This is a genomic window from Frigidibacter sp. MR17.24 (genome assembly GCF_037095655.1).
Classification (GTDB): Bacteria; Pseudomonadota; Alphaproteobacteria; order Rhodobacterales; family Rhodobacteraceae; genus Frigidibacter.
Window position 1 is genome coordinate 238,030 of the sequence record NZ_JBAWKE010000002.1, and the last position, 20,432, is coordinate 258,461.

Here is a 20,432-nt window from a genome sequence, read left to right on the forward strand (position 1 = left end):
CGTCCGATGCCCGCGAAGACCTTCACCCCCGCCGAATGGCCCCGCCCGCTGCGCTCGACGCACTGGTATTCGGGCAGCTCGCGCGACACGATCTACCATCGCGGCTGGATGAAGAACCAGGGCTATCCCCACGACCTGTTCGACGGGCGCCCGATCATCGGCATCCTCAACACCTGGTCGGACCTGACGCCCTGCAACGGCCACCTGCGCGAGCTGGCCGAGAAGGTGAAGGCCGGCGTGTGGGAGGCCGGCGGCTTCCCGGTCGAGGTGCCGGTGTTCTCGGCCTCGGAAAACACCTTCCGCCCGACGGCGATGATGTTCAGAAACCTCGCCGCGCTCGCGATCGAGGAGACGATCCGCGGCCAGCCCATCGACGGCGCGGTGCTGCTGGTGGGCTGCGACAAGACCACGCCGTCGCTGATGATGGCCGCGGCCTCCTGCGACATCCCCTCGATCGTCGTGACCGGCGGGCCGATGCTGAACGGCTATTTCCGCGGCGATCGCGTCGGCTCGGGCACGCATCTGTGGAAGTTCTCGGAGGCGGTGAAGGCCGGCGAGATGAGCCAGGAGGACTTCCTCGAGGCGGAGCAGTCGATGTCGCGCTCCTCGGGCACCTGCAACACGATGGGCACGGCCTCGACCATGGCCTCGATGGCCGAGGCGCTCGGGATGGCGCTGTCGGGCAATGCCGCGATCCCGGCCGTGGATTCGCGCCGCCGGGTCATGGCGCAGCTGACCGGGCGGCGCATCGTGCAGATGGTGAAGGACGACCTCAAACCCTCTGACATCCTGACGAAAGAGGCGTTCGAGAACGCGATCCGCACCAATGGCGCGATCGGCGGGTCCACCAATGCGGTGATCCACATCCTCGCGCTGGCGGGCCGGGTCGGCGTGGACCTCACGCTTGACGACTGGGACCGCTGCGGGCGCGATGTGGCTACGATCGTGAACCTGATGCCGTCGGGCAAGTACCTGATGGAGGAGTTCTTCTATGCCGGCGGCCTGCCGGTGGTGCTCAGGCGCTTGGGCGAAGGCGGGCAGCTGCACCGCGATGCGCTCACCGTCTCTGGCCGGACGATCTGGGACGAGGTCAAGGACGTCGCCAACCACAACGACGACGTGATCCTGCCGCTCGACCAGGCGCTGACCCGGCAGGGCGGCATCGCGGTGGTGAAGGGCAACCTCGCGCCGAACGGCGCGGTGCTCAAGCCCTCGGCCGCGAGCCCGCATCTTCTGACCCATCGCGGCCGGGCGGTCGTGTTCGAGGATATCGACGACTACAAGGCCCGCATCGCCGACGAGGATCTCGACATCGACGAGACCTGCGTGATGGTGCTGAAGATGTGCGGGCCCAAGGGCTATCCCGGCATGGCCGAGGTCGGCAACATGGGCCTGCCGCCGAAGGTGCTGCGCAAGGGCGTGACCGACATGGTGCGGATCTCGGACGCGCGGATGTCGGGCACCGCCTATGGCACGGTGGTGCTGCACACCTCGCCCGAGGCGGCGGCGGGCGGCCCGCTCGCCGTGGTGCGCGACGGCGACATGATCGAGCTGGACGTGCCGAACCGGCGGCTGCACCTCGACATTCCCGAGGACGAGCTGCAGCGCCGCCTCGCGGCCTGGGCACCGGCGCAGGACCGCGCGCCCTCGGGCTATGCCTGGCTGCACCAGACGCACGTGCAGGGGGCCGACACCGGCGCCGATCTCGATTTTCTCAAGGGCTGCCGGGGCAACCCGGTGGGCAAGGACAGCCACTGATGACAGACCACCCCGACTGGATCGCCGTCGACTGGGGCACCACCCACCTGCGCGTCTTCGCGATGCGCGGCACCACGGTGATCGACCAGGCCGACAGCCCCGACGGCATGGGCACCCTGTCGCGCGCCGGGTTCGAGCCGGCGCTGCTGCGCCTGATCGGGCGCTGGCTGGATCCCCGGCCGGACGCGCGGCCGATGCGGGTGGTGGCCTGCGGCATGGTCGGGGCCCGGCAGGGCTGGGCCGAGGCGCCCTATCGCGCGGTCCCCTGCGCCCCGGTCGCGCCGGGCGAGCTGCTGATCGCCCCCACCACCGACCCGCGCCTCAGGGTCGCGATCGTGCCGGGCCTGTCGCAGGACGATCCCGCCGACGTCATGCGCGGCGAGGAGACGCAGCTTGCCGGCCTGCTCGAGCTGCAGCCGGGGTTCGAGGGCTGCGCGATCCTGCCCGGCACCCATTCCAAGCATGTCCAGATCCGCGCCGGCCGCGTCACCCGGTTCCACACCGCGATGACGGGCGAGCTGTTCGCGCTGTTGGCGCAGCAGTCGGTGCTGCGCCATTCCACCGCCGACGACACCCCCGACCCCGAGGCCTTCGCGATCGGCCTCGACCAGGGGCGCGCCGGGCAAAGCTTCCACGCGCTGTTCGCGCTGCGGGCCGAAAGCCTGCTGGCCGGGCTCGCGCCCTCGGCGGCGCGGGCGCGGCTCTCGGGGCTGCTGATCGGCGCCGAGCTTGCGGGCCTGCCCGACGGACCGCTGGCGCTGATCGGCAGCGGCCCGCTGGTCGGGCTGTACCGCGCGGCGCTGGCCCACCTGGGGCGCGAGGTCGCGGCCCATGACGGCGGCACGCTCGCCCGCGCCGGGCTGGCGCTTGCGGCGGAAGGAGCCCCGGCATGAGCCGCACCCTGATCGCCATCCTGCGCGGCCTGACCCCGCCCGAGGCGCTGCCGGCGATGGAGACGCTGATCGCCGCCGGCATCACCACGATCGAGGTGCCGCTGAACTCGCCCGATCCCTTCGCCTCGATCGCGGCGATGGCCGCGGGTGCGCGGGGCCGCGCGGTGATCGGTGCGGGCACGGTGCTGACGCCCGACGACGTCGCCCGCGTGGCCGAGTCGGGCGGCACGCTCGTCGTCTCGCCCAATGCCGATCCGGCGGTGATCGCCGCCACCCGGGCGCGCGGCATGGCCTCGTGGCCGGGCGTCTTCACCCCGACCGAGTGCTTCGTGGCGCTGGCGGCGGGCGCGACGGGGCTGAAGCTGTTCCCCGGCTCGATCGCCGGCACCGGCGGGCTGCGGGCGATCCGCGCGGTCCTGCCGGCGGGCACGCAGGTCTATGCCGTCGGCGGCGCGGGGCCCGCGACCTTCGGCGAGTGGATGGCGGCCGGGGCCGACGGCTTCGGCATCGGCACCGCGCTTTACACGCCCGGCCTGCCGGTGCCCGAACTGGCCGCGCGAGCCACAGCCATCGTCGCGGCCTACGATGCCGCCCGGACGGAGGCGGGCGCATGATCTTCGACGCGCGGATCTGCGCCCTGGGCGAGGGGCCGCTGTGGCATCCGGGCCGGGGCGAGCTGTTCTGGTTCGACATCACCGGCCGGCGGATGCTGTCGCGCCGCCCCGACGGCGCCACGACCGAACGCGCGCTGCCCGAGATGACCTCGGCCGCGGCGGTGATCGACGACGCGACGCTGATGGTGGCGACCGAGACCGGGATCGCGCGGCTCGGGATCGAGAGCGGCGCGATGACGCGGCTGGTCGCGCTCGAGGCCGACAACGCTGTGACGCGGTCGAACGACGGCCGCGCCGACCCGGCGGGCGGGTTCTGGGTCGGCACGATGGGCCGCGAGGCCGAGCCGGGCGCCGGCGCGATCTACCGCTTCCACCGCGGAGAGCTGCGCCGGATCATGGCCGGGGTGTCGATCCCGAACGCCACCTGCTTCTCGCCCGACGGTCGCCGCGCCTATGTCGCCGACAGCGCCCGCGGCCAGATCTGGGCCCTGGCGCTGGATGCCGAGGGCTGGCCCGTCTCGGCCCCCGAGGTCTTCGCCGATCTGAGCGCCGAAAGCTTCGCGCCCGATGGCGCCGTCACCGACGCGGCCGGCGCGCTGCACGTGGCATGCTGGGGCAAGGGGCAGGTGCTGAGCATCGATCCCGCCGGCCATCCCGTCGCCCGCACCCCCCTGCCCGCGCCGCACCTGACCTGCCCGGCCTTCGGCGGCCCGGCCCTCGACACGCTCTATGTCACCTCGGCGACGCAGGGCCTGTCGCCCGACGAGATCGCCCGCGCCCCCGCCTCGGGCGCGACCTTCGCGCTGCCGGGCTTCGGCCGCGGCCGGCCCGAACCCATCATCCGCATCGACGAGCCCGCATCATGACCGCGCTTCCCCTCGGCCTCGTGGGCCTTGGCACCATCGCCCGCAACCAGCACCTGCCCGCGCTGGCGGCGACGCCCGGGCTGCGGCTGGCCGCCATCGCCTCGCGCAATGCGGCCGAGCCCGGCCTGCCGTCCTATCCCGACATCGGAGCGATGCTGGCGGCCGAGCCCGCGCTGCGCGCCGTGTCGCTGTGCACGCCGCCGCAGGGGCGGTTCGACCAGGCCTTCGCCGCGCTGGAGGCCGGCCGCCACGTCATGCTGGAAAAGCCCCCCGGCGCCACGGTGTCCGAGGTGCAGGCGCTGGCGCGGCTGGCCGCGGCGCGCGGCCTGACGCTGTTCGCCACCTGGCATTCGCGCGAGGCGGCGGCGGTCGAGGAGGCGCGCCGGCTGCTGGCCGGTGCGACGATCCGCCGGGTCGAGATCGACTGGATGGAGGACGTGCGGCACTGGCACCCGGGGCAGGAGTGGATCTGGCAGCCCGGGGGGCTTGGCGTCTTCGACCCCGGCATCAACGCGCTGTCGATCCTGACCCGGATCCTGCCAGAGCCGGTGCACGCGCTCTCGGCCCGGCTCGAGGTGCCCGAGAACCGCCAGGCGCCGATCGCGGCCGCGGTGGCGATGACGACCGCCTCGGGCGCGCCGGTGGCGGCGCGGTTCGACTGGCGCCAGACCGGGCCACAGACCTGGGACATCCGCGTCGCGACCGACGGGCCCGAGATCGTGCTGCGCGACGGCGGCGCGACGCTGGTCGTGGACGGCGCGCCGCGGATCACCGCCGAGGATCACGAGTACCGTCGCCTTTACGCCCGGTTCGCCGCGCTGATCGCGGCGGGCGAGAGCGAGGTCGACCTTGCCCCGCTGCAGCTGGTGGCCGATGCCTTCCTGATGGCCGAGCGCGTCGCGACCGACGCGTTCCACGACCCGGGCTGAGGCGATGAAGGACGACCGCCCGCCCCCGGCCGAGATCTTCGGCCACCTGCCCGACGGCCAGGCGATCCGGCGGGTGACGCTGACCGCGGGGCCGGTCAGCGCGCGGATCATCACCTTCGGCGCGGCGCTGCAGGCGCTGGTCACCCCCGACCGCGACGGCACGCCCGACGACATCGTGCTGGGTCATGACGACCTGCAGGGCTATCTCGATCACCGCGGCTGCTTCGGCGCCACCATCGGCCGGGTCGCCAACCGCATCGCCGGGGCGGGCTTCACGCTGGACGGACGGCGCTATGACCTGCCCGCCAACGACGGCCCCAACACGCTGCACGGCGGCCCCGAGGGCTTCGACCGCCGCCCCTGGCAGATCGAGGCGCTGGCCCCCGACGCGGTCACGCTGTCGCTGGTCAGCCCCGACGGCGACCAGGGCTTTCCGGGCCGGCTGCGCGCCACCGCGCGCTACACGCTCGAACCCGCGGCGGGCGGCGCGGTGCTGACGATCGCGCTGGCGGCCGAAACCGATGCGCCGACGCCGGTCTCGCTCACCCACCACAGCTTCTTCGCCCTGCCCGGCGCGCGCGCCCTGCCCGGGCGGCCGCATTCCGCGCTGGACTGCCGGCTGACGATCCCGGCCGCGCGCTACCTGCCGGTCGATGCCGACGCGATCCCGCGCGCGCCCGCCCCGGTCGGCGCCACGCCCTTCGACTTCCGCGACGGCCGCCAGCCCGCGACCGCCATGCGCTCGCGCAGCCTGGCGGGCTATGACCACTGCCTGTGCCTCGATCCCGGGACCATCACCGCCGAGGACCCGGTCTCGGGCCGCCGTATCGCGATGACCACCGACGCGCCGGGGCTGCAGCTTTACACCGGCAACTTCCTCGACGGGCGGGTCACCGGCAAGAACGGCCATGCCTACCGCGCCCATGACGCCCTCTGCCTCGAGCCGCAGCTTTGGCCCGACGCGGTCAACCGGCCCGAGGGCTGGTGCGGCCGGCCCGCGATCCTGCGCCCGGGCGGGCGGCACGCGGTGACGATCCGCATCGCGCTTTCCGCGGGCTGAGGCGCGGCGGGGGCGTGGACAAGGCCGGCGCCCGGGTGCATAGCCGCAGGGGATCCCCCAGCGACAGGCGCCCCCTCCCCGTGTCCGAAGCCCCCGCCTCCCCCGCCGAGCCGAATGCCGCCCCGAACATGGCCACCCCGGATCCTGCCGGCTCCCCCGCCGCGGAAGACCGCAACCAGCCGCTGACCGGCATCGGGCTGAAGGTCGCGTCGGTGATGCTGTTCGTGGTGATGCAGGGCATCGTCAAATACGCCTCGTCCGAGGTGCCGACGGGCGAGATCCTGTTCTTCCGCTCGGTCTTCGCGATCCCGGTGATCGTCGTGTGGATGGCGATGACCGGGCACCTGGCGGATGGCTGGCGCACCGCCGACCCGCTCGGCCACTTCTGGCGCGGCTTCGCCGGCGGCGCCTCCGCGGGCATGAGCTTCGCCGCGCTGGGGCTGCTGAGCTTTCCCGAGGTGACGGCGATCTATTACGCGGCGCCGCTGTTCGTGGTGATCCTTGCCGCGATGTTCCTGGGCGAGCGGGTGCGGGCGTTCCGGCTGTTCACCGTGGCGCTGGGGCTGGCGGGGGTGCTGATCGTGCTGGCGCCGCGGCTCGAGAGCCTTGGCACGGGCCAGGTCGCGGGGCCGCAGGCGCTGGGGGCGATGCTGACGCTGATGGCGGCGCTGTGCGGGGCGCTGGCGCAGGTGTTCATCCGCAAGATGGTCGCGGTCGAGACGACCTCGTCGATCGTGTTCTGGTTCTCGGTCACCTGCACGGTGCTGTCGCTGACCACGCTGCCATGGGGCTGGGTGATGCCGGGCCCGGTGACCTTCGCGGCGCTGGTGGTGGCCGGCATCATCGGCGGCATCGCGCAGGTGCTGCTGACCTCGTCCTACCGCTATGCCGACGCCTCGATCATCGCGCCGTTCGAATATGCCTCGATGATCTTCGCGCTGGGCGCGGGCTGGCTGATCTGGTCCGAGGTGCCGAGCCTGCAGACGCTGGGCGGCGCGGCGCTGATCATGTCCGCCGGCATCCTGATCATCCTGCGCGAGCGGCGGCTGGGACTGGAGCGGGCGCGGGCACGCCGGTCGATGACGGCGGGGACCTGAGGTCCGAGGATGAAGGCCGGGCCACGACGCCGGGCCACGACGCCGGGGGCGCTGCCCCCGGACCCCCGGGATATTTCCGCAAAGTCGAGGCGGGATCAGCCCTTGACCGGGCGGTCGTCGGTGTCGAGCCAGATCGTCACCGGACCGTCGTTCAGGAGCGAGACCTTCATGTCGGCGCCGAATGCACCGGTGGCGACGGTGATGCCGAGCGCGCGCAGCTCGTCCGCGAACAGCTCGTAGAGGCGGCGGCCCTCGTCGGGCGGGGCGGCGGCCGAGAAGCCGGGGCGGTTGCCGCGCGCGGTGTCGGCGGCGAGGGTGAACTGGCTGACCACCAGCGCGGCATTGCCGGCCGCGGCCAGCGCGAGGTTCATCTTGCCCGCCTCGTCCTTGAAGATCCGCAGCTTGGCGATGCGCGCGGCAAGCGCGCGCGCCTCGGGCGCGCCGTCGCCGGCCATCGCGCAGACGAGGACAAGGAGCCCGCCGGCGATCTCGCCGATCACCGCGCCGTCGACCGCGACCCGCGCCTCGGAGACGCGCTGGACCAGCGCCCTCATGCCGGCAGTTCCCCGGCCCAGGGCGGGTTGGCGCCGGGGCGCGAGACGGTGACCGAGGCGGCGCGGTTGCCAAGGTCGATCGCGGCGCGCAGGTCGTCGGGCGTCAGGGCGGCGACGGCGGCCGGGCTCAGCCGGCCGGCCTGCGCCAGCGCCGCGAGCACGCCCGCGTTGAACGTGTCGCCCGCCCCCACCGTGTCGGCCACCGTCACCCGGCGGCCGGGCACGAAGACCGCGCCCGCGGCGGTGAAGCCATGCGCGCCGGCCGCGCCCTCGGTCACGAAGACGGCCTTCGGCCCGCGCGCGAGCAGCGTGCCCGCCAGCGCCTCGATCGTGCCCTCGCCCAGCAGCCAGCGCAGGTCCTCGTCCGACAGCTTCACGATGTCGGCCGCCGCGATCATCCGGTCGATGCGGCCGCGGTAGGCGGGTTCGTCGGTGATGAAGCCCGGGCGGATGTTGGGGTCGAGCATGGTCACGCGGGCGCCGGATTCGCGCAGGAACAGGGCCTCGTAGGCCGCGCCGCAGGGCTCGGCCACCAGGCTGATGCCGCCGCAGAACAGCGCCCGGGCGGTTTCGGGCAGGGCCGGCATCGCCGCGGCGTCCAGCATCCGGCCGGCCGTGCCCTCGTCGTAGAAGGCATAGCGCGCCTGGCCGTCGACCAGGGTCACGAAGGCCAGCGTCGTCGGCCGGTCCGACCGCAGCGCCGGGCCCGCGTCGACCTGCGACGCCTCGAGCGCCGCCACCAGCTGCGCCCCGAACAGATCGGTCGAGATCCCGCTGAGGAACCCGGTCGCCACCCCGAGCCGCCCGAGCGCGATCGCGGTGTTGAACACGGCCCCGCCCGGATAGGGCGCGAAGGCGGGTTCGCCCGCCCGGCTCTCGCGCGGCAGCATGTCGATCAGCGCCTCGCCTGCGCAAAGGATCATGTCGGAAGGCCTCCCAAACCGGTTTGCAGACGTGTTAGCGCAACCGCCCGGCTGCGTCCATCAGCGAGCCTGCAGCCAGGCGACCAGGGCCAGCGCGATGAGCGCCAGCGCGACGGCGCCCGCGATCTTCCACGGCGAATACGGCCGCTCGCCCGCGACGCGGCCGGTCTGGCCGTTGATCACGCAGGCATAGCTGCGACCGCGGAAGCGGTAGGCCGCGGTCCAGACCGGCAGCAGGACATGCTTGAAGGTCTCGGCGGAATGGCGGGTGTCGATCCGCTCGACCCGCTGCTCGTCGCCGCCGATCGCGGCGCGCACGTCCCCCGCGATCACCCCGGCCATGATCTCGCGCGCGCGGTCGTGACCGTCGGCCAGCGCGACGGTGTAGCCCTCGGCGAGGAACCCCGCGAGCCAGTCGGGCCGGTAGGGCTGCAGCGCGCCCAGCCCCCAGGGTTCGAGCGCGCGCATCCGGCCCGCGTCGTGGCTGCGCCCGGCGGGCACCAGCACGTCGTCGAAGACCCGCGCGACCCGGCCCCGCACCGGGCTCCAGCGGACGCGCCGCTCCTGCTCGGTCCGGCGCTGGCCGTTCACGGTGACGGTGCGGGCGACATAGTAGGCATCGCCGCGCTGGCCGGCATAGGCGCTTTCGGTGGCGGCATCGAAGGTCCAGAACGGGGTGTAGACGCCCGTCAGCCTGCGGCCGCGCCGGGCATAGTCCGACAGGCCGTTCGGCGCGAACCAGCGCGACTTCAGCCATCGGCCCAGCGCCTCGCGCGCGGCCTGCTCGGGGATCTCGAACGGCACCAGCGCCTGCGGCTTGATCAGGCGCACCTGCCCGGTGCCGATCACCACGGGCGTGGCGCAGAACGGGCATTCGGCGGCATGCTCGGCGCCCGGGAACTCGACCACGGCGCCGCAGTTCGGGCAGCTGGTGGTGCGGTGCTGCTCGAGGCTGGCGGCGGGCAGGTCGTCGGCAAGGCCGCGGGCAAGGTCCATCTCCTCGATCCCGGTGCGGGCCTGCTTCCAGGGTCCGGGGAACCGGGCGGTGATCTCCTGGCGGTTGCCGCAATGGTCGCAGACCAGCACCGTCTGGCCCGGCGCGAAGCGCAGGTCGGCCCCGCAGGCGGTGCAGGGGGCGTGGAAATCGGCATCGGGGGCCGGCAGGGGCGGCACGGCAGTCATCGCGTGCGGCTCATGCCCCCGGCGGCGGCGGCGGCGGCGGCATCTGGGCGAAGACGGTGGCCAGGGCCGGCAGGTCGCCCGCCGCCATCCAGCCGATCATGCCCGCGCACCACACGAGGCTCGCCCGCGTCAGCTGTCCCTGCGCCGCCATGCCCGCAAGCTGGCTTTGCGCGAAGGGCCCGCGGGTCGCGCCGTTCTCGGCGATGTGCCACTGCGGCTCGACCGGGGGCGGCGGCGGCGGGGGCGGCGCGGCGGCACGCGCGGGCGCGGCCCCCCAGGGCCCGGCGGCCGCCTGCGCGGCGGCCGTCGCCTGCCCCATCGCCATTCCCATTCCGGCGCCCAGTCCGGCCGCCATCGCCGAGCCCGCGCCCGAGGCCGGGTTTCCCAGCGCCTCGGCCGCCTGGAACTGGGTATAGCGGCTGAGGTCGCCGACGATCCCCATCGAGGTGCGCCGGTCCATCGCCTTTTCGACCTCTTCGGGCAGGCTGATGTTCTCGATGTAGAATTCCGGGATCGACAGGCCGTAGGCGGCGATCGTGGGCGCGATCGCGGTGGTCACCAGCTTGCCGAGATCGGCGGTGTTCGCCGCCATGTCGAGCACCGGGATGCCCGAGCCTGCGATGACGCGGCTGAACTCCTGCACGATGACGTTGCGGATCTGGAAGCTGATCTCGTCGGCGGTGAATTCGCCGTCGGTGCCGACGATCTCGCGCAGGAACTCGGCCGGGTCGGTGACGCGCATCGAATAGGTGCCGAAGGCGCGCAGACGCACCGGGCCGAATTCGGGGTCGCGCGCCATCACCGGGTTCTTCGTGCCCCATTTCAGGTCGTTGAACCGCGTGGTGTTGACGAAATAGACCTCGGACTTGAAGGGCGAGCGGAAGCCGTGGTCCCAGTGCTGCAGCGTGGTCAGGATCGGCAGGTTGTTGGTCTCGAGCTGGTAGAGACCGGGGCCGAAGACATCGGCAAGCTGGCCCTCGTGCACGAAGACCGCCGCCTGCCCTTCGCGCACGGTCAGCTTCGCGCCCATCTTGATCGCGTGACCCTCGCGCTCGAAGCGCCAGACCATCGTGTCGCGGGTGTCGTCGGTCCAGTGGATGACGTCGATGAACTCGCCGCTCAGGAAATCGAGGATGCCCATGGTCATGGCCCTTTGCAGAACGTCGCCGCGGCGCAGTGAACCCGATCGCGGGGCCAAGGTCCAGCCGTCGGCCGGACACGATCCGGGTGACAGCGCGCGCGGGCCGTGCGAGAACCGGGCCACCAAGGGGAGCCCCGCCGCAGGGGGCTGAGAGTCCGCAGGTCCTGTCACGGGAGGCGCGGTGACCCTTCGAACCTGATCCGGGTCATGCCGGCGAAGGGATGGGTCCGGCCGCGCGCCGTCATCGCCCCCGTCCGCCGTCCGGCCCGGCCCCCTGCCCCACCCGCGGCGGGCCCGGTGCCCGTCGCCCGACCGGAAAGGCCCTGCCATGACCACCACCGCGCCCGCGCCCGAGCGTTTCACCGACACCCTGCGCCGCGCCAGCGCCGCCGGCTGGGAGGCGGCGGCGGGCCACCGCTTCGTGACCGAGCTGCTGGCCGGGACCGTGCCGGACCGGGTGATGACCACCTATCTCGTGCAGGACCACCGCTTCCTCGACAGTTTCCTGACGCTTCTGGGCGCGGCGATCGCGGGGTCCGACGACTTCGGCGCGCGGCTCAGGCTGGGGCGGTTCGCGGGCATGATCTCGGGCGAGGAGAACACCTATTTCCTGCGCGCCTTCGAGGCTTTGGGCGTGGACGAGGCCGCGCGCGCCGCCGTGCCCGACAGTGCCCCCACCGCGGGCTTCCAAGGACTGATGCGCGAGGCGGCCGCCACCCGGTCCTATGCCGGGGCGCTGAGCGTGCTGTGCGTGGCCGAATGGCTGTATCTCGACTGGGCGGGCCGCGCGACCGCGCCGCTGCCCGCGAACTTCGTGCATGCCGAGTGGATCATGCTGCACGACAATCCGTTCTTCCGCGACTTCGTGGCCTTCCTGCGCGCGGAACTGGACCGGGTGGGCCCGGCCGAGGCCGCGCTGTGCCACGACCTTTTCGCCCGGGCCGTCGCGCTCGAACAGGCGTTCTTCGACGCCGCCTACGACTGAGGCGGCGGGGCTAGAGCCCGCCCTCGGCGATCAGGAAGTCCACGACCTCGGCCACGCCGCGGCCGAGCTTGAGATCGGCCATGACATAGGGCCGGGTGCCGCGGGCGGCGCGGGTGTCGGCCTCGAGCTGGCCGGCATCGACGCCGACATGCGGCGCGAGACTGACCTTGTTGACGATCAGCAGGTCGGAGCGCGTGACCCCCGGCCCCTTCTTGCGCGGGATGTCCTGGCCCGCGCAGGTGTCGATCAGGTAGATCGTCAGGTCCGCGAGTTCCGGCGAGAAGGTCGCGGCAAGGTTGTCGCCGCCCGATTCGACCAGCACGATGTCGAGATCGGGGATCTTCGCGGTCAGGTCGGCGATGGCCGCGAGGTTGATCGAGGCATCCTCGCGGATCGCCGTGTGCGGGCAGCCGCCGGTCTCGACGCCGCGGATCCGCTCGAGCGGCAGCGCCTGGGCGCGCATCAGGTACTCGGCATCCTCGCTGGTGTAGATGTCGTTGGTGACGACCGCGACCGAGAAGCGGTCGCGCAGCGCCAGGCACAGCTGCTCGGTCAGCGTGGTCTTGCCGGCGCCGACCGGGCCGCCGATGCCGATCCGAAGCGGGCCGTTGGGGCTTGCCATGATGCGTTCGTCCTTTGCTCGGGGCGGGTCAGCTGCGAAACAGCCGCACCTCCATCCCCTCGTGTCCCATTGCCGCCATCTCGGCGCCGAAGCCCGAGGTGGCGAAATCCTCTTCGCCCGCCCCCGCCGCCCAGGCGGCGGTGCGCGCGATCGCCGGGTGCAGCGCCGCCAGCACCTGCTGGCCCTCGGTCTGGCCAAGCGGCACGAAGCGCACCGCCGCCTGCACCAGCGTCGAGGCGAAGGCATGCAGCGACAGGCCCACGACCTCGGGCACCGGCAGGCCAAGCCCCTGCGCGGCCCGGCCCAGCGCCACCGGCAGCGGCGCGGGCGGATGGTCGGTGCCCTGCAGCGCGTTCAGCGTGCGGGTCAGCGCCGCGCCCTGCGCCTCGGTCTCGGCCAGGCGCTCGGCCGAATTCGACAGCGCGCGCGCCAGGGCGACCAGCGCCGCGTGATCGGCCGCCGGCCGCAGCGCCAGCGCCGTCAGCAGCGCCTCGGTCCGGCCCGAGCCATGCTCGATCAGGTCCGACAGCCAGGTCAGCAGCGCCGGGGCCGAGCCGACCTCGCCTGTGGAAATCGCGCGCTCAAGCCCGTGCGACCAGGCGAAGCCGCCGGTCGGGAACGCGGGCGACAGCCATTGCACGAGGCTCATCCGCGCCGCAGCCGGGTCGGGCCGCGGGTCAGTCGCCGCGGTCATGACGCTCGGGGTCGTCGCCGGCCTCGCGCACGACGTGGTGATGCACGTGCTTGCGCGGCCCGTGCCCGCCATGGTCGTGGTGGTGATGGTCGTGATCGTGATGATGGTCGTGGCCGTGGTCGTGGCCGTGGTCGTCTGGCCCGTGCGCATGGCCCATGGTGCGGCCATGGCCATAGGCCCCCCCCTCGGGGCGGAACGGCCCGGTGACCTCGGTCACCGTCGCGCCGAGACCGCGCAGCATCGCGGCCAGCACGTGGTCTTCGGCGATCACCAGCCGGTCGGGCTCGATCTGGCAGGGGGTGTGGCGGTTGCCGATGTGCCAGGCGAAGCGCGCGAGATCGCCGCCGGTCACCGCGAGCAGCCGCTCGGGCGCGGCCGCGACCTGCACGAAGCGGCCGTCGGACAGCCGGAACGCGTCGCCGTCGTCGATGCCGGTGGTTTCGGCCAGGTCGACGAGGAATTCCTCGCCGGCGTCGGTCACCAGGCGGCGGCGGCGCAGCAGGCGCGCGTCATAGCCGAGGCTGACCGTCTCGGCCGCTCCGCTCCAGCTGCCGCGGCGGTGGATGTGGTGGCTGTGAAGCGGCATCTGTCCCTCCGGTCGGATCGCGGGAAGTGATGCCATGCCCGGGGGCCGAGGGGAAGAGCCCCCGCCCTGCCCTCCGAACGCGATCGAGCCGAACGCGATGGGCCCCAAAACGGAACGGCCGGGCGGGGTTGCCCCCGGACCGGCCGCGTCACATGGTCCTGCCCTGGCAGGCTCAGACGTAGAAGAGGTCGCGGAAGACGTAATGCGCGATCCGGTCGCGGGTCACGCCCATCTGCGACAGCTCGTCATCGGTCATCGCGTTCAGGCGCGCGATCTCTTGCGAGCGCGACTTGCGTTCCATGTACGAGACGAAGCCGCGGCGAAGCGCCGCCATGAAGCCGTCATTGTGCGCGGCGGTGGTGCCGGCCTGCGCGGTGTTCGAAAAAGCCATCGGAAACCTCCGGTTTGCGCTGAAAGGTTTCCCCCCTGACAGCGAAGATAGGCCCCGCGTCCGGCCGCCACAATCGACGCTTCGGCAATGCCGCCATGCAGCAATCGCGTATGTGGCGTTCACCTGATGCTAAGGGGTCCTATGTGCCGGATCAGCAGCGATAGGCCTTGGCATGGACCAGGTAGACCTGGGTGCCCGGGGTGACCTGGTCGAAGACGATCGTGTTCGCCCCGGCCGCGACGGCATCGCTGCGCACCTTGGTGCGCGCCCGTGTCAGGCCCTGCTGCAGCAGCGGGCCGTAGACGCCGGGCGTCATCTGGATGTCGGTCAGGTAGGTGCAGGCGCCGACCTCGGCCGGGCCGGCTTCGCGCAGGCCGGCGGCGGCGTAGGCGTTCGGATTCTGGGCGCAGGCCGACAGGCCGAGTGCTGCGGCCAGCGCGGCCGCGGTGATCTTGCGGGTCATCGTCTGCTCTCCTCGCGATGCTCCGGCCTCGATGTCGCGGGCGGGCGGGCCGGTTCGGGCGCGATCATGCCGCCCCGGGCGCGCCGCGGCAAGGCGGCACGGCGGCAGTGGCAGGGGGGCGCCGGCGCGCCCGCCGCAGGTCCGGGCTCAGCCCCGCCGGGCGCGGGCGTCGAAGACGAAGCCCAGCAGGTTCAGCAGCAGCTGCGCCGCGAGGATCGAGGTCGAGCCGGTGGGATCGTAGTCGGGCGCGACCTCGACAAGGTCGATGCCGACGATCTCGTGCGCCCGCGCGGCGCCCTGCAGGATCTCGAGCACCTCGTAGTACAGGAACCCGCCGTGCGAGGGCGTGCCGGTCCCGGGCGCGATCGAGGGGCAGAAGCCGTCGATGTCGATCGTCACGTAAAGCCGCGCGTCCTTCGGAATCCGCGCGAGCACGCCCTCGGCCCCGAGCCTGCGCACCTGGCGCACCGACAGGATGTCCGACCCCATGGCGCGCGCGGCCTCGTAGCCTTCCTGCGCGGTCGACGAGACGTTGCGGATCCCGATCTGGGTCAGGCCGGTGACATGGTCCTGCTCGGCCGCGCGCCGCATCGGGCTGCCGTGGCCGTGGCGCACGCCATGGCGCACGTCGACGAAGTCGAGATGCGCGTCGATCTGCAGGATGTGGATCGGCCCCTGCCCCTCGAAGGCGCGGATGCAGGGGATGTTGACCGAATGGTCGCCGCCGATCACCACCGGCAGCGCGCCCGCCTTCAGGATCGCGCGCACGCCGGTCTCGATGTTGTCGTGGCTTTTTTCCGTGTCGGTATGGACGATGTCGGCGTCGCCGATGTCGACGATGCGGACATCGGGGCCAAGATAGGTCACGTCGTCCTCGTGGTCGTAGGCACCGGCATGCCCGAAGGAGAACAGCGTCGAGGCCTCGCGCACGCCGCGCGGCCCGAAGCGGGCGCCGGCCCGGAACTGGGTGCCCATGTCGAGCGGCGCGCCGAGGATCGCGGCGTCGGCCTCGATCGCCGACCAGTCCTGCACATAGGGCCGCTTGCCGAAGGTCGCGATCCCCACGAACGGCAGGTCGAGCCTGCCGCCCTCGTAGCCATGTGCCATGCCGTCATTCCCCTTGCGGTGCGGGCCCGACCGCCGTCCCGATCCGCGGCGGAGCGGAGCCGAAGCCCGCGCCGCCGTCAAGGGTCTGGTCGCACCTCCGGGCGCGGCGGCTCAGCCCGAGGTCGGCGGCGTCGCCGAGCCGGGATTGTCGGGATCGCGCCGGATGGTGCGCGCCTGGCCGGTGCGGAACGGGATCGGCTGGTCGAGCAGGTGGCCGGGGCCAAGCACCTGCGGCTCTTGCGCATAGTCGAGATCGGCCAGCCGCTGGCGCGCCATCTCGACGAGCTGGCGGAAGGTGATGCCGGGCACGGTGCGCAGCAGGCTCGCCACGATGAAGGTGAAGGCGCCGTAGCTGGTCACGCCATGGCGGTATTCGTACGAGAATTCGGCCTCCTTGCAGGCCTCGATGATGATCGGCAGGAACGGCCCGATCGGGGCGTCGGCCGCCTTCTGGGCCTTGTCGTAGACGGTGTAGCTGTCGTTGCGCAGCGGCGTCGCGCGAAACAGCCGCTCGGTCGCGCCGTCGCGGCCGAAGAAGGCGGCGGCATCGCGGGTCGACCGGCTGAAGCTGCTGTTCATCCGCTGGAAGTCCCGCGGCACCCACATCTCGGTCTCGCCATCCCATTTCAGCGCGCGGTGCCGGATGTCGTCCGGCGGCTCGATGCCGCGGGCGCGCTGGCTGCCCTGGCGGTGCAGCCCGCCCGAATGGCAGCAGTCGAGCATGATCAGCGCCTGGGTGTCATAGGGCAGCTGGCTGTAAAGCCCGTGGATCTGCTCGTCGCTGACGATGGTCTCGGGCGTCCAGGCGCAGTCCCAGGGCACCAGCATCTCGGTCATCCGCTCGGGCTGGCCGCTGGCGCCATAGCGCGGCATCCGCGCGCCGTGGCCGCTGTAGTAGAACACCAGCCGGTCGCCCGCCCGCGCCCCGTCGAACAGCCACCCCATCCGCTCGAGAATGCCCGCCGCCGTCGCGCGGTCGTTCAGGCACAGCCGGATCTCCTCGGGCTGGAACCCGCAGTCCTGCAGCGCCGCGCTGATCGTGTAGACGTCGTTGACGCAGCCCTCCAGCCGGTCGGCCTCGCGCGGGTAGTCGTTGATCCCGACCAGCAGCGCCCGGCGCTTGGGCGCCCGCGCCTCGGCCGGAACCTCGAGCGCGCGCAGCATCGGCACCGCCTCCGGCGTCTCGGGCTGCCCGGTCGCGGCCCGCATCGCCTCGGGGCGCCACAGCGCCTCGGCCGTCGCCTCGCGGCTGAGATACAGCGCGGCGGAATGGCCGTTGCCCTGGGTGAAGGGCGTGGCGACCTGCAGGAACTGCGGCGCGTCGGGGATCTGCAGCGTGGTGCCCAGGACCTGGTCATGCTCGTTGTAGAGATGGGTCCAGCGCCGCACCGGCAGCCACTGCGTGCGCCCGTGGGTCAGGTTGCCGCGCACGAAGGGATTGCCCAGCTGCGAACCCAGCGTGACGTAATGCGCCCGCGCCAGCGCCGCCGCCGCCGCGGGCTCGGCCGCGTCGCGATGCGCGAAGGCGTCGTAGGTCAGCAGCGACCCCAGGCTGTGGGCGAGGATCACGTCGGGCTGGGTCTCGCGCAGCCGGTCGAGCAGCAGCCTGCGGATCTCGCGCCGGAACTGGTCGTTGGCGACCCAGGCGACGACATAGCCCGCCGTCAGCCGCAGCTGCGCCGGCGCCAGCGCCGACAGCACGTCGACACCGAAGGCGCGCCGCCGCGGCAGCAGCGCGCTCGCCCCGCTCCAGCCCAGCTTCAGCAGGGCCTCGATCGTGTCGATCGGCCCCAGGTCGATCGTCGCGAACAGCGGATCGTAGCCGGCATAGTGGAACTCGGTCGGCGTCCCGGGCGGCAGCAGCGGCGTCACCGCCGCGCGCCATTCCTCGCCCCAGCCGATGCCCTCGTGCCCGCCGAGGCCGTGCACGCACAACACTTTCAATGACTTGACCATGAAACACCTGACATCAAAACGACAGAACCCGAAACAGGACTGCGGGAATCGAAATGGATCCGCGCATCTCAAGATTGCATCCGGTGCCACCGTCCGATCAAGCCCGGCCCCGCGATCGGGCCGGACGGGCACTTTTGCCCTTGCGCTTCGCGAATCGCCGTGAAACAGGGAAGCGCCAACCGACACTCCCCCGACGAGGTATCCCGATGGAGATTCGCGAGGCGCTCACCTTCGATGACGTCCTTCTTGTTCCGGCAGCATCCTCGGTGCTGCCTTCGGAGGCCGACACTTCGACCTTCGTCACCCCCTCGATCCGGATGAACATCCCGCTGCTCAGCTCGGCGATGGACACGGTGACCGAGGCGCGGATGGCGATCGCGATGGCGCAGGCCGGCGGCATCGGCGTGGTTCACCGCAACCTGTCGATCGACCAGCAGGCCGACGAGGTCCGCCGCGTGAAGCGCTTCGAAAGCGGCATCGTCTACAAGCCGATCACGCTCAGCGCCGACCAGACCGTGGCCGATGCCAAGGCCCTGCAGGAGCGCTACAGCGTCACCGGCTTCCCGGTCGTCGACGGCCGCGGGCTGGTGGTCGGGATCATGACCAACCGCGACATGCGCTTCGCCACCGACGACCGCACGCCGGTGTCGCAGCTGATGACCTCGGACAACCTCGCGATGCTGACCGAGCCGGCGGATCTCGAGGAAGCCAAGAAGCTGATGAAGGCGCGCCGGATCGAGAAGCTGCTGGTGACCGACGGCAAGGGCAAGCTCACCGGCCTGCTGACGCTGAAGGACACCGAGAAGGCGGTGCTGAACCCCAACGCCTGCAAGGACGACCTCGGCCGGCTGCGCGTCGCCGCGGCCTCGACCGTGGGCAACGAGGGCTTCGAGCGGTCGAAGGCGCTGATCGACGCGGGCGTGGACATCGTGGTGATCGACACCGCGCATGGCCACAGCGAAGGCGTCGCGATGGCGGTCGAGCGGATCAAGAACTTCTCGAACCAGGTGCAGGTGATCGCGGGCAACGTGGCCACCGCCGAGGCCACCCGCGCGCTGATCGGCGCGGGCGCGGATGCGGTCAAGGTCGGCATCGGCCCGGGCTCGATCTGCACCACCCGCATCGTCGCCGGCGTCGGCGTGCCGCAGCTGACCGCGGTGATGGATGCCGCGGGCGCCGCGGGCGACATCCCGGTGATCGCCGATGGCGGCATCAAGTTCTCGGGCGATTTCGCCAAGGCGATCGCGGCGGGCGCCAGCTGCGCGATGGTCGGCTCGGCGATCGCGGGCACCGACGAGAGCCCCGGCGAGGTGATCCTGTACCAGGGCCGCTCGTTCAAGAGCTATCGCGGCATGGGCTCGCTCGGTGCGATGGCGCGCGGCTCGGCCGACCGCTACTTCCAGAAGGACGCGGCCTCGGACAAGCTGGTGCCGGAAGGGATCGAGGGCCAGGTCCCCTACAAGGGCCCGGTGGCGACGGTCGTGCACCAGATGGTCGGCGGCCTGCGCGCGGCGATGGGCTATACCGGCAACCGCACCGTCTCGGAGATGCGCGGCGGCTGCAACTTCGTGAAGATCACCGGCGCCGGGCTGAAGGAAAGCCACGTGCACGACGTGCAGATCACGCGCGAGGCGCCGAACTACCGGCTGGGCTGACCCGCCCGACCACCCGCAAAGCGCGTGGGGCCGCGCCGGGCGACCGGCGCGGCCCCCGTCGCTTCAGCGCCCGGGCCGTCGGGTCTTCCCGACCACCGTCCGCCCCGCGCGGGCCGCCCTTCGCCGCCGCTCCCCGCGGCGCCCGGCGCTTGACAGCGCCCCCGCCGGAGCGGCATTGGCCGGGCTGCCCCGCCCTGCCCCGACCCCTTGCTGCGGACCCGCGATGACCAAGCGCGCCTCTCCCCACGCCTCCCCCTACGAGGCGCCCGGCTTCTACGACGCGGCGATCGCCGCCGGAAAGCACCGCGACATCGTCGGGGGCCGCTGGGACGAGACCGGGCGCGTGCAGATGGCCGCGCTGCGCGAGGCGGGGCTGCGACCCGACCACCACCTGCTGGACATCGGCGCGGGATCGCTGCGGCTGGGATGCAAGGCGGTGCCCTATCTCGCGCCCGGGCATTACTGGGCCACGGACGCCTCGCGCGACATCCTGCTGGCCGGGCACCGCGCCGAGCTTGAGGACCCCGCGCGGCTCGATCCGCGGCAGCTGATCGGCGATGCGGCCTTCGCCTTCCCCGGCGTTCCGGACACGATCACCCATGCCATCGCCTTCGCGGTCTTCCCGCACCTGCCGATGGCGCACCTGCGGCGGGCGCTGGTGAACCTGCGCCGCTTCCCACGGCTGGAGCAGGTGCTGTTCACCGTGTTCCTTGCCCCGGACGCGGCCGCGGCCGCCCTGCCCTGCCGCCAGCCCGACGGCGTCGTCACCCACGACCTGCGCGCACCCTACCACCTGCTGGAGGACGACGTGCACCACATCGCGCGCGGCGCGGGCTGGCAGGTCGCGCGCTCGGCCCGGATGCTGCCGCGCGGGCAGGTGCTGTTCACCGCCACCCGCTGAGCGAGGGCACCCGCTGAGCGAGGGCACCCGGTGTGCCGGATGCCCCCCGTCGCAG

General features: G+C 72.5%; 21 protein-coding genes and 1 riboswitch. Of the genes, 10 read left to right on the forward strand and 11 right to left on the reverse strand.

Annotated elements, in window-relative coordinates:
- Positions 1-6: 6 nt before the first annotated feature.
- From araD to V8J39_RS08345, 7 genes are all read left to right on the forward strand, one after another.
- Complete coding sequence (araD, locus tag V8J39_RS08315) at positions 7-1,758, forward strand: L-arabinonate dehydratase (RefSeq protein WP_336460431.1); 1,752 nt, start codon at positions 7-9, stop codon at positions 1,756-1,758.
- The gene (locus V8J39_RS08320; RefSeq protein WP_336460432.1) at positions 1,758-2,651 is read left to right on the forward strand and encodes a 2-dehydro-3-deoxygalactonokinase; all 894 of its coding nucleotides are present in this window, start codon (positions 1,758-1,760) and stop codon (positions 2,649-2,651) included. Before araD ends, V8J39_RS08320 begins: the two co-directional genes overlap by 1 nt.
- On the forward strand, positions 2,648-3,265 hold the full coding sequence (locus V8J39_RS08325; RefSeq protein WP_336460433.1) for a 2-dehydro-3-deoxy-6-phosphogalactonate aldolase: 618 nt from the start codon (positions 2,648-2,650) through the stop codon (positions 3,263-3,265). Before V8J39_RS08320 ends, V8J39_RS08325 begins: the two co-directional genes overlap by 4 nt.
- A complete protein-coding gene (locus V8J39_RS08330) occupies positions 3,262-4,131 on the forward strand; it encodes an SMP-30/gluconolactonase/LRE family protein (RefSeq protein WP_336460434.1) in 870 nt (289 codons plus the stop codon). The genes V8J39_RS08325 and V8J39_RS08330 overlap by 4 nt, the downstream gene beginning before the upstream one ends.
- Positions 4,128-5,060: a Gfo/Idh/MocA family oxidoreductase gene (locus V8J39_RS08335; RefSeq protein ID WP_336460435.1), complete on the forward strand. Its 933-nt coding sequence runs from the start codon at positions 4,128-4,130 to the stop codon at positions 5,058-5,060. The genes V8J39_RS08330 and V8J39_RS08335 overlap by 4 nt, the downstream gene beginning before the upstream one ends.
- 4 nt (positions 5,061-5,064) lie before the next feature.
- A complete protein-coding gene (locus V8J39_RS08340; RefSeq protein ID WP_336460436.1) occupies positions 5,065-6,120 on the forward strand; it encodes an aldose epimerase family protein in 1,056 nt (351 codons plus the stop codon).
- A gap of 128 nt (positions 6,121-6,248) precedes the next feature.
- On the forward strand, positions 6,249-7,217 hold the full coding sequence (locus V8J39_RS08345; protein WP_336461177.1) for a DMT family transporter: 969 nt from the start codon (positions 6,249-6,251) through the stop codon (positions 7,215-7,217).
- Positions 7,218-7,312: 95 nt separating this feature from the next.
- On the opposite strand, the gene dtd is transcribed toward V8J39_RS08345, so the two are convergent.
- Genes dtd through V8J39_RS08365 form a run of 4 tightly spaced genes read right to left on the reverse strand, consistent with a single transcriptional unit; the run spans position 7,313 to position 11,017 of the window.
- Entirely contained in the window at positions 7,313-7,771 is a 459-nt protein-coding gene (gene dtd / locus V8J39_RS08350; RefSeq protein ID WP_336460437.1) for a D-aminoacyl-tRNA deacylase, read from the reverse strand.
- Positions 7,768-8,694, reverse strand: a complete 927-nt coding sequence (locus V8J39_RS08355; RefSeq protein WP_336460438.1) for a carbohydrate kinase family protein — start codon at positions 8,692-8,694, stop codon at positions 7,768-7,770. Before V8J39_RS08355 ends, dtd begins: the two co-directional genes overlap by 4 nt.
- Positions 8,695-8,754: 60 nt before the next feature.
- Positions 8,755-9,876: a primosomal protein N' (replication factor Y) - superfamily II helicase gene (locus V8J39_RS08360; protein ID WP_336460439.1), complete on the reverse strand. Its 1,122-nt coding sequence runs from the start codon at positions 9,874-9,876 to the stop codon at positions 8,755-8,757.
- 10 nt (positions 9,877-9,886) lie between these two features.
- Positions 9,887-11,017 carry an SPFH domain-containing protein gene (locus V8J39_RS08365; protein ID WP_336461178.1) on the reverse strand — a complete coding sequence of 377 codons (1,131 nt, stop codon included), beginning with the start codon at positions 11,015-11,017 and terminating at the stop codon, positions 9,887-9,889.
- A gap of 122 nt (positions 11,018-11,139) precedes the next feature.
- Positions 11,140-11,242: riboswitch (TPP riboswitch) on the forward strand.
- Positions 11,243-11,345: 103 nt separating this feature from the next.
- Between V8J39_RS08365 and V8J39_RS08370 the strand changes: the two genes are divergently transcribed.
- Positions 11,346-12,002 (forward strand): TenA family protein, encoded by a 657-nt coding sequence (locus V8J39_RS08370; RefSeq protein ID WP_336460440.1) that lies wholly within the window; start codon positions 11,346-11,348, stop codon positions 12,000-12,002.
- 10 nt (positions 12,003-12,012) lie between these two features.
- Here the strand turns inward: V8J39_RS08370 and ureG are convergent, their stop codons facing one another.
- The 7 genes from ureG to V8J39_RS08405 all read right to left on the reverse strand — a co-directional run bounded on the left by ureG (position 12,013) and on the right by V8J39_RS08405 (position 17,794).
- On the reverse strand, positions 12,013-12,624 hold the full coding sequence (ureG, locus tag V8J39_RS08375; RefSeq protein ID WP_336460441.1) for an urease accessory protein UreG: 612 nt from the start codon (positions 12,622-12,624) through the stop codon (positions 12,013-12,015).
- Positions 12,625-12,652: 28 nt separating this feature from the next.
- Positions 12,653-13,318, reverse strand: a complete 666-nt coding sequence (locus V8J39_RS08380) for an urease accessory protein UreF (protein WP_336460442.1) — start codon at positions 13,316-13,318, stop codon at positions 12,653-12,655.
- Positions 13,302-13,904: an urease accessory protein UreE gene (gene ureE / locus V8J39_RS08385; RefSeq protein WP_336460443.1), complete on the reverse strand. Its 603-nt coding sequence runs from the start codon at positions 13,902-13,904 to the stop codon at positions 13,302-13,304. Before ureE ends, V8J39_RS08380 begins: the two co-directional genes overlap by 17 nt.
- 172 nt (positions 13,905-14,076) lie before the next feature.
- Positions 14,077-14,295 (reverse strand): hypothetical protein, encoded by a 219-nt coding sequence (locus V8J39_RS08390; protein ID WP_336460444.1) that lies wholly within the window; start codon positions 14,293-14,295, stop codon positions 14,077-14,079.
- Positions 14,296-14,446: 151 nt separating this feature from the next.
- Positions 14,447-14,758: a hypothetical protein gene (locus V8J39_RS08395; RefSeq protein ID WP_336460445.1), complete on the reverse strand. Its 312-nt coding sequence runs from the start codon at positions 14,756-14,758 to the stop codon at positions 14,447-14,449.
- Between the two features lie 147 nt (positions 14,759-14,905).
- The gene (gene speB, locus V8J39_RS08400) at positions 14,906-15,865 is read right to left on the reverse strand and encodes an agmatinase (protein WP_336460446.1); all 960 of its coding nucleotides are present in this window, start codon (positions 15,863-15,865) and stop codon (positions 14,906-14,908) included.
- Positions 15,866-15,976: 111 nt separating this feature from the next.
- Complete coding sequence (locus V8J39_RS08405) at positions 15,977-17,794, reverse strand: caspase family protein (protein ID WP_336460447.1); 1,818 nt, start codon at positions 17,792-17,794, stop codon at positions 15,977-15,979.
- A gap of 233 nt (positions 17,795-18,027) precedes the next feature.
- On the opposite strand from V8J39_RS08405, the gene guaB reads away from it, so the two are divergent.
- Positions 18,028-19,476, forward strand: a complete 1,449-nt coding sequence (gene guaB / locus V8J39_RS08410) for an IMP dehydrogenase (RefSeq protein WP_336460448.1) — start codon at positions 18,028-18,030, stop codon at positions 19,474-19,476.
- A gap of 223 nt (positions 19,477-19,699) precedes the next feature.
- Complete coding sequence (locus V8J39_RS08415; RefSeq protein WP_336460449.1) at positions 19,700-20,377, forward strand: class I SAM-dependent methyltransferase; 678 nt, start codon at positions 19,700-19,702, stop codon at positions 20,375-20,377.
- Positions 20,378-20,432: the final 55 nt, after the last annotated feature.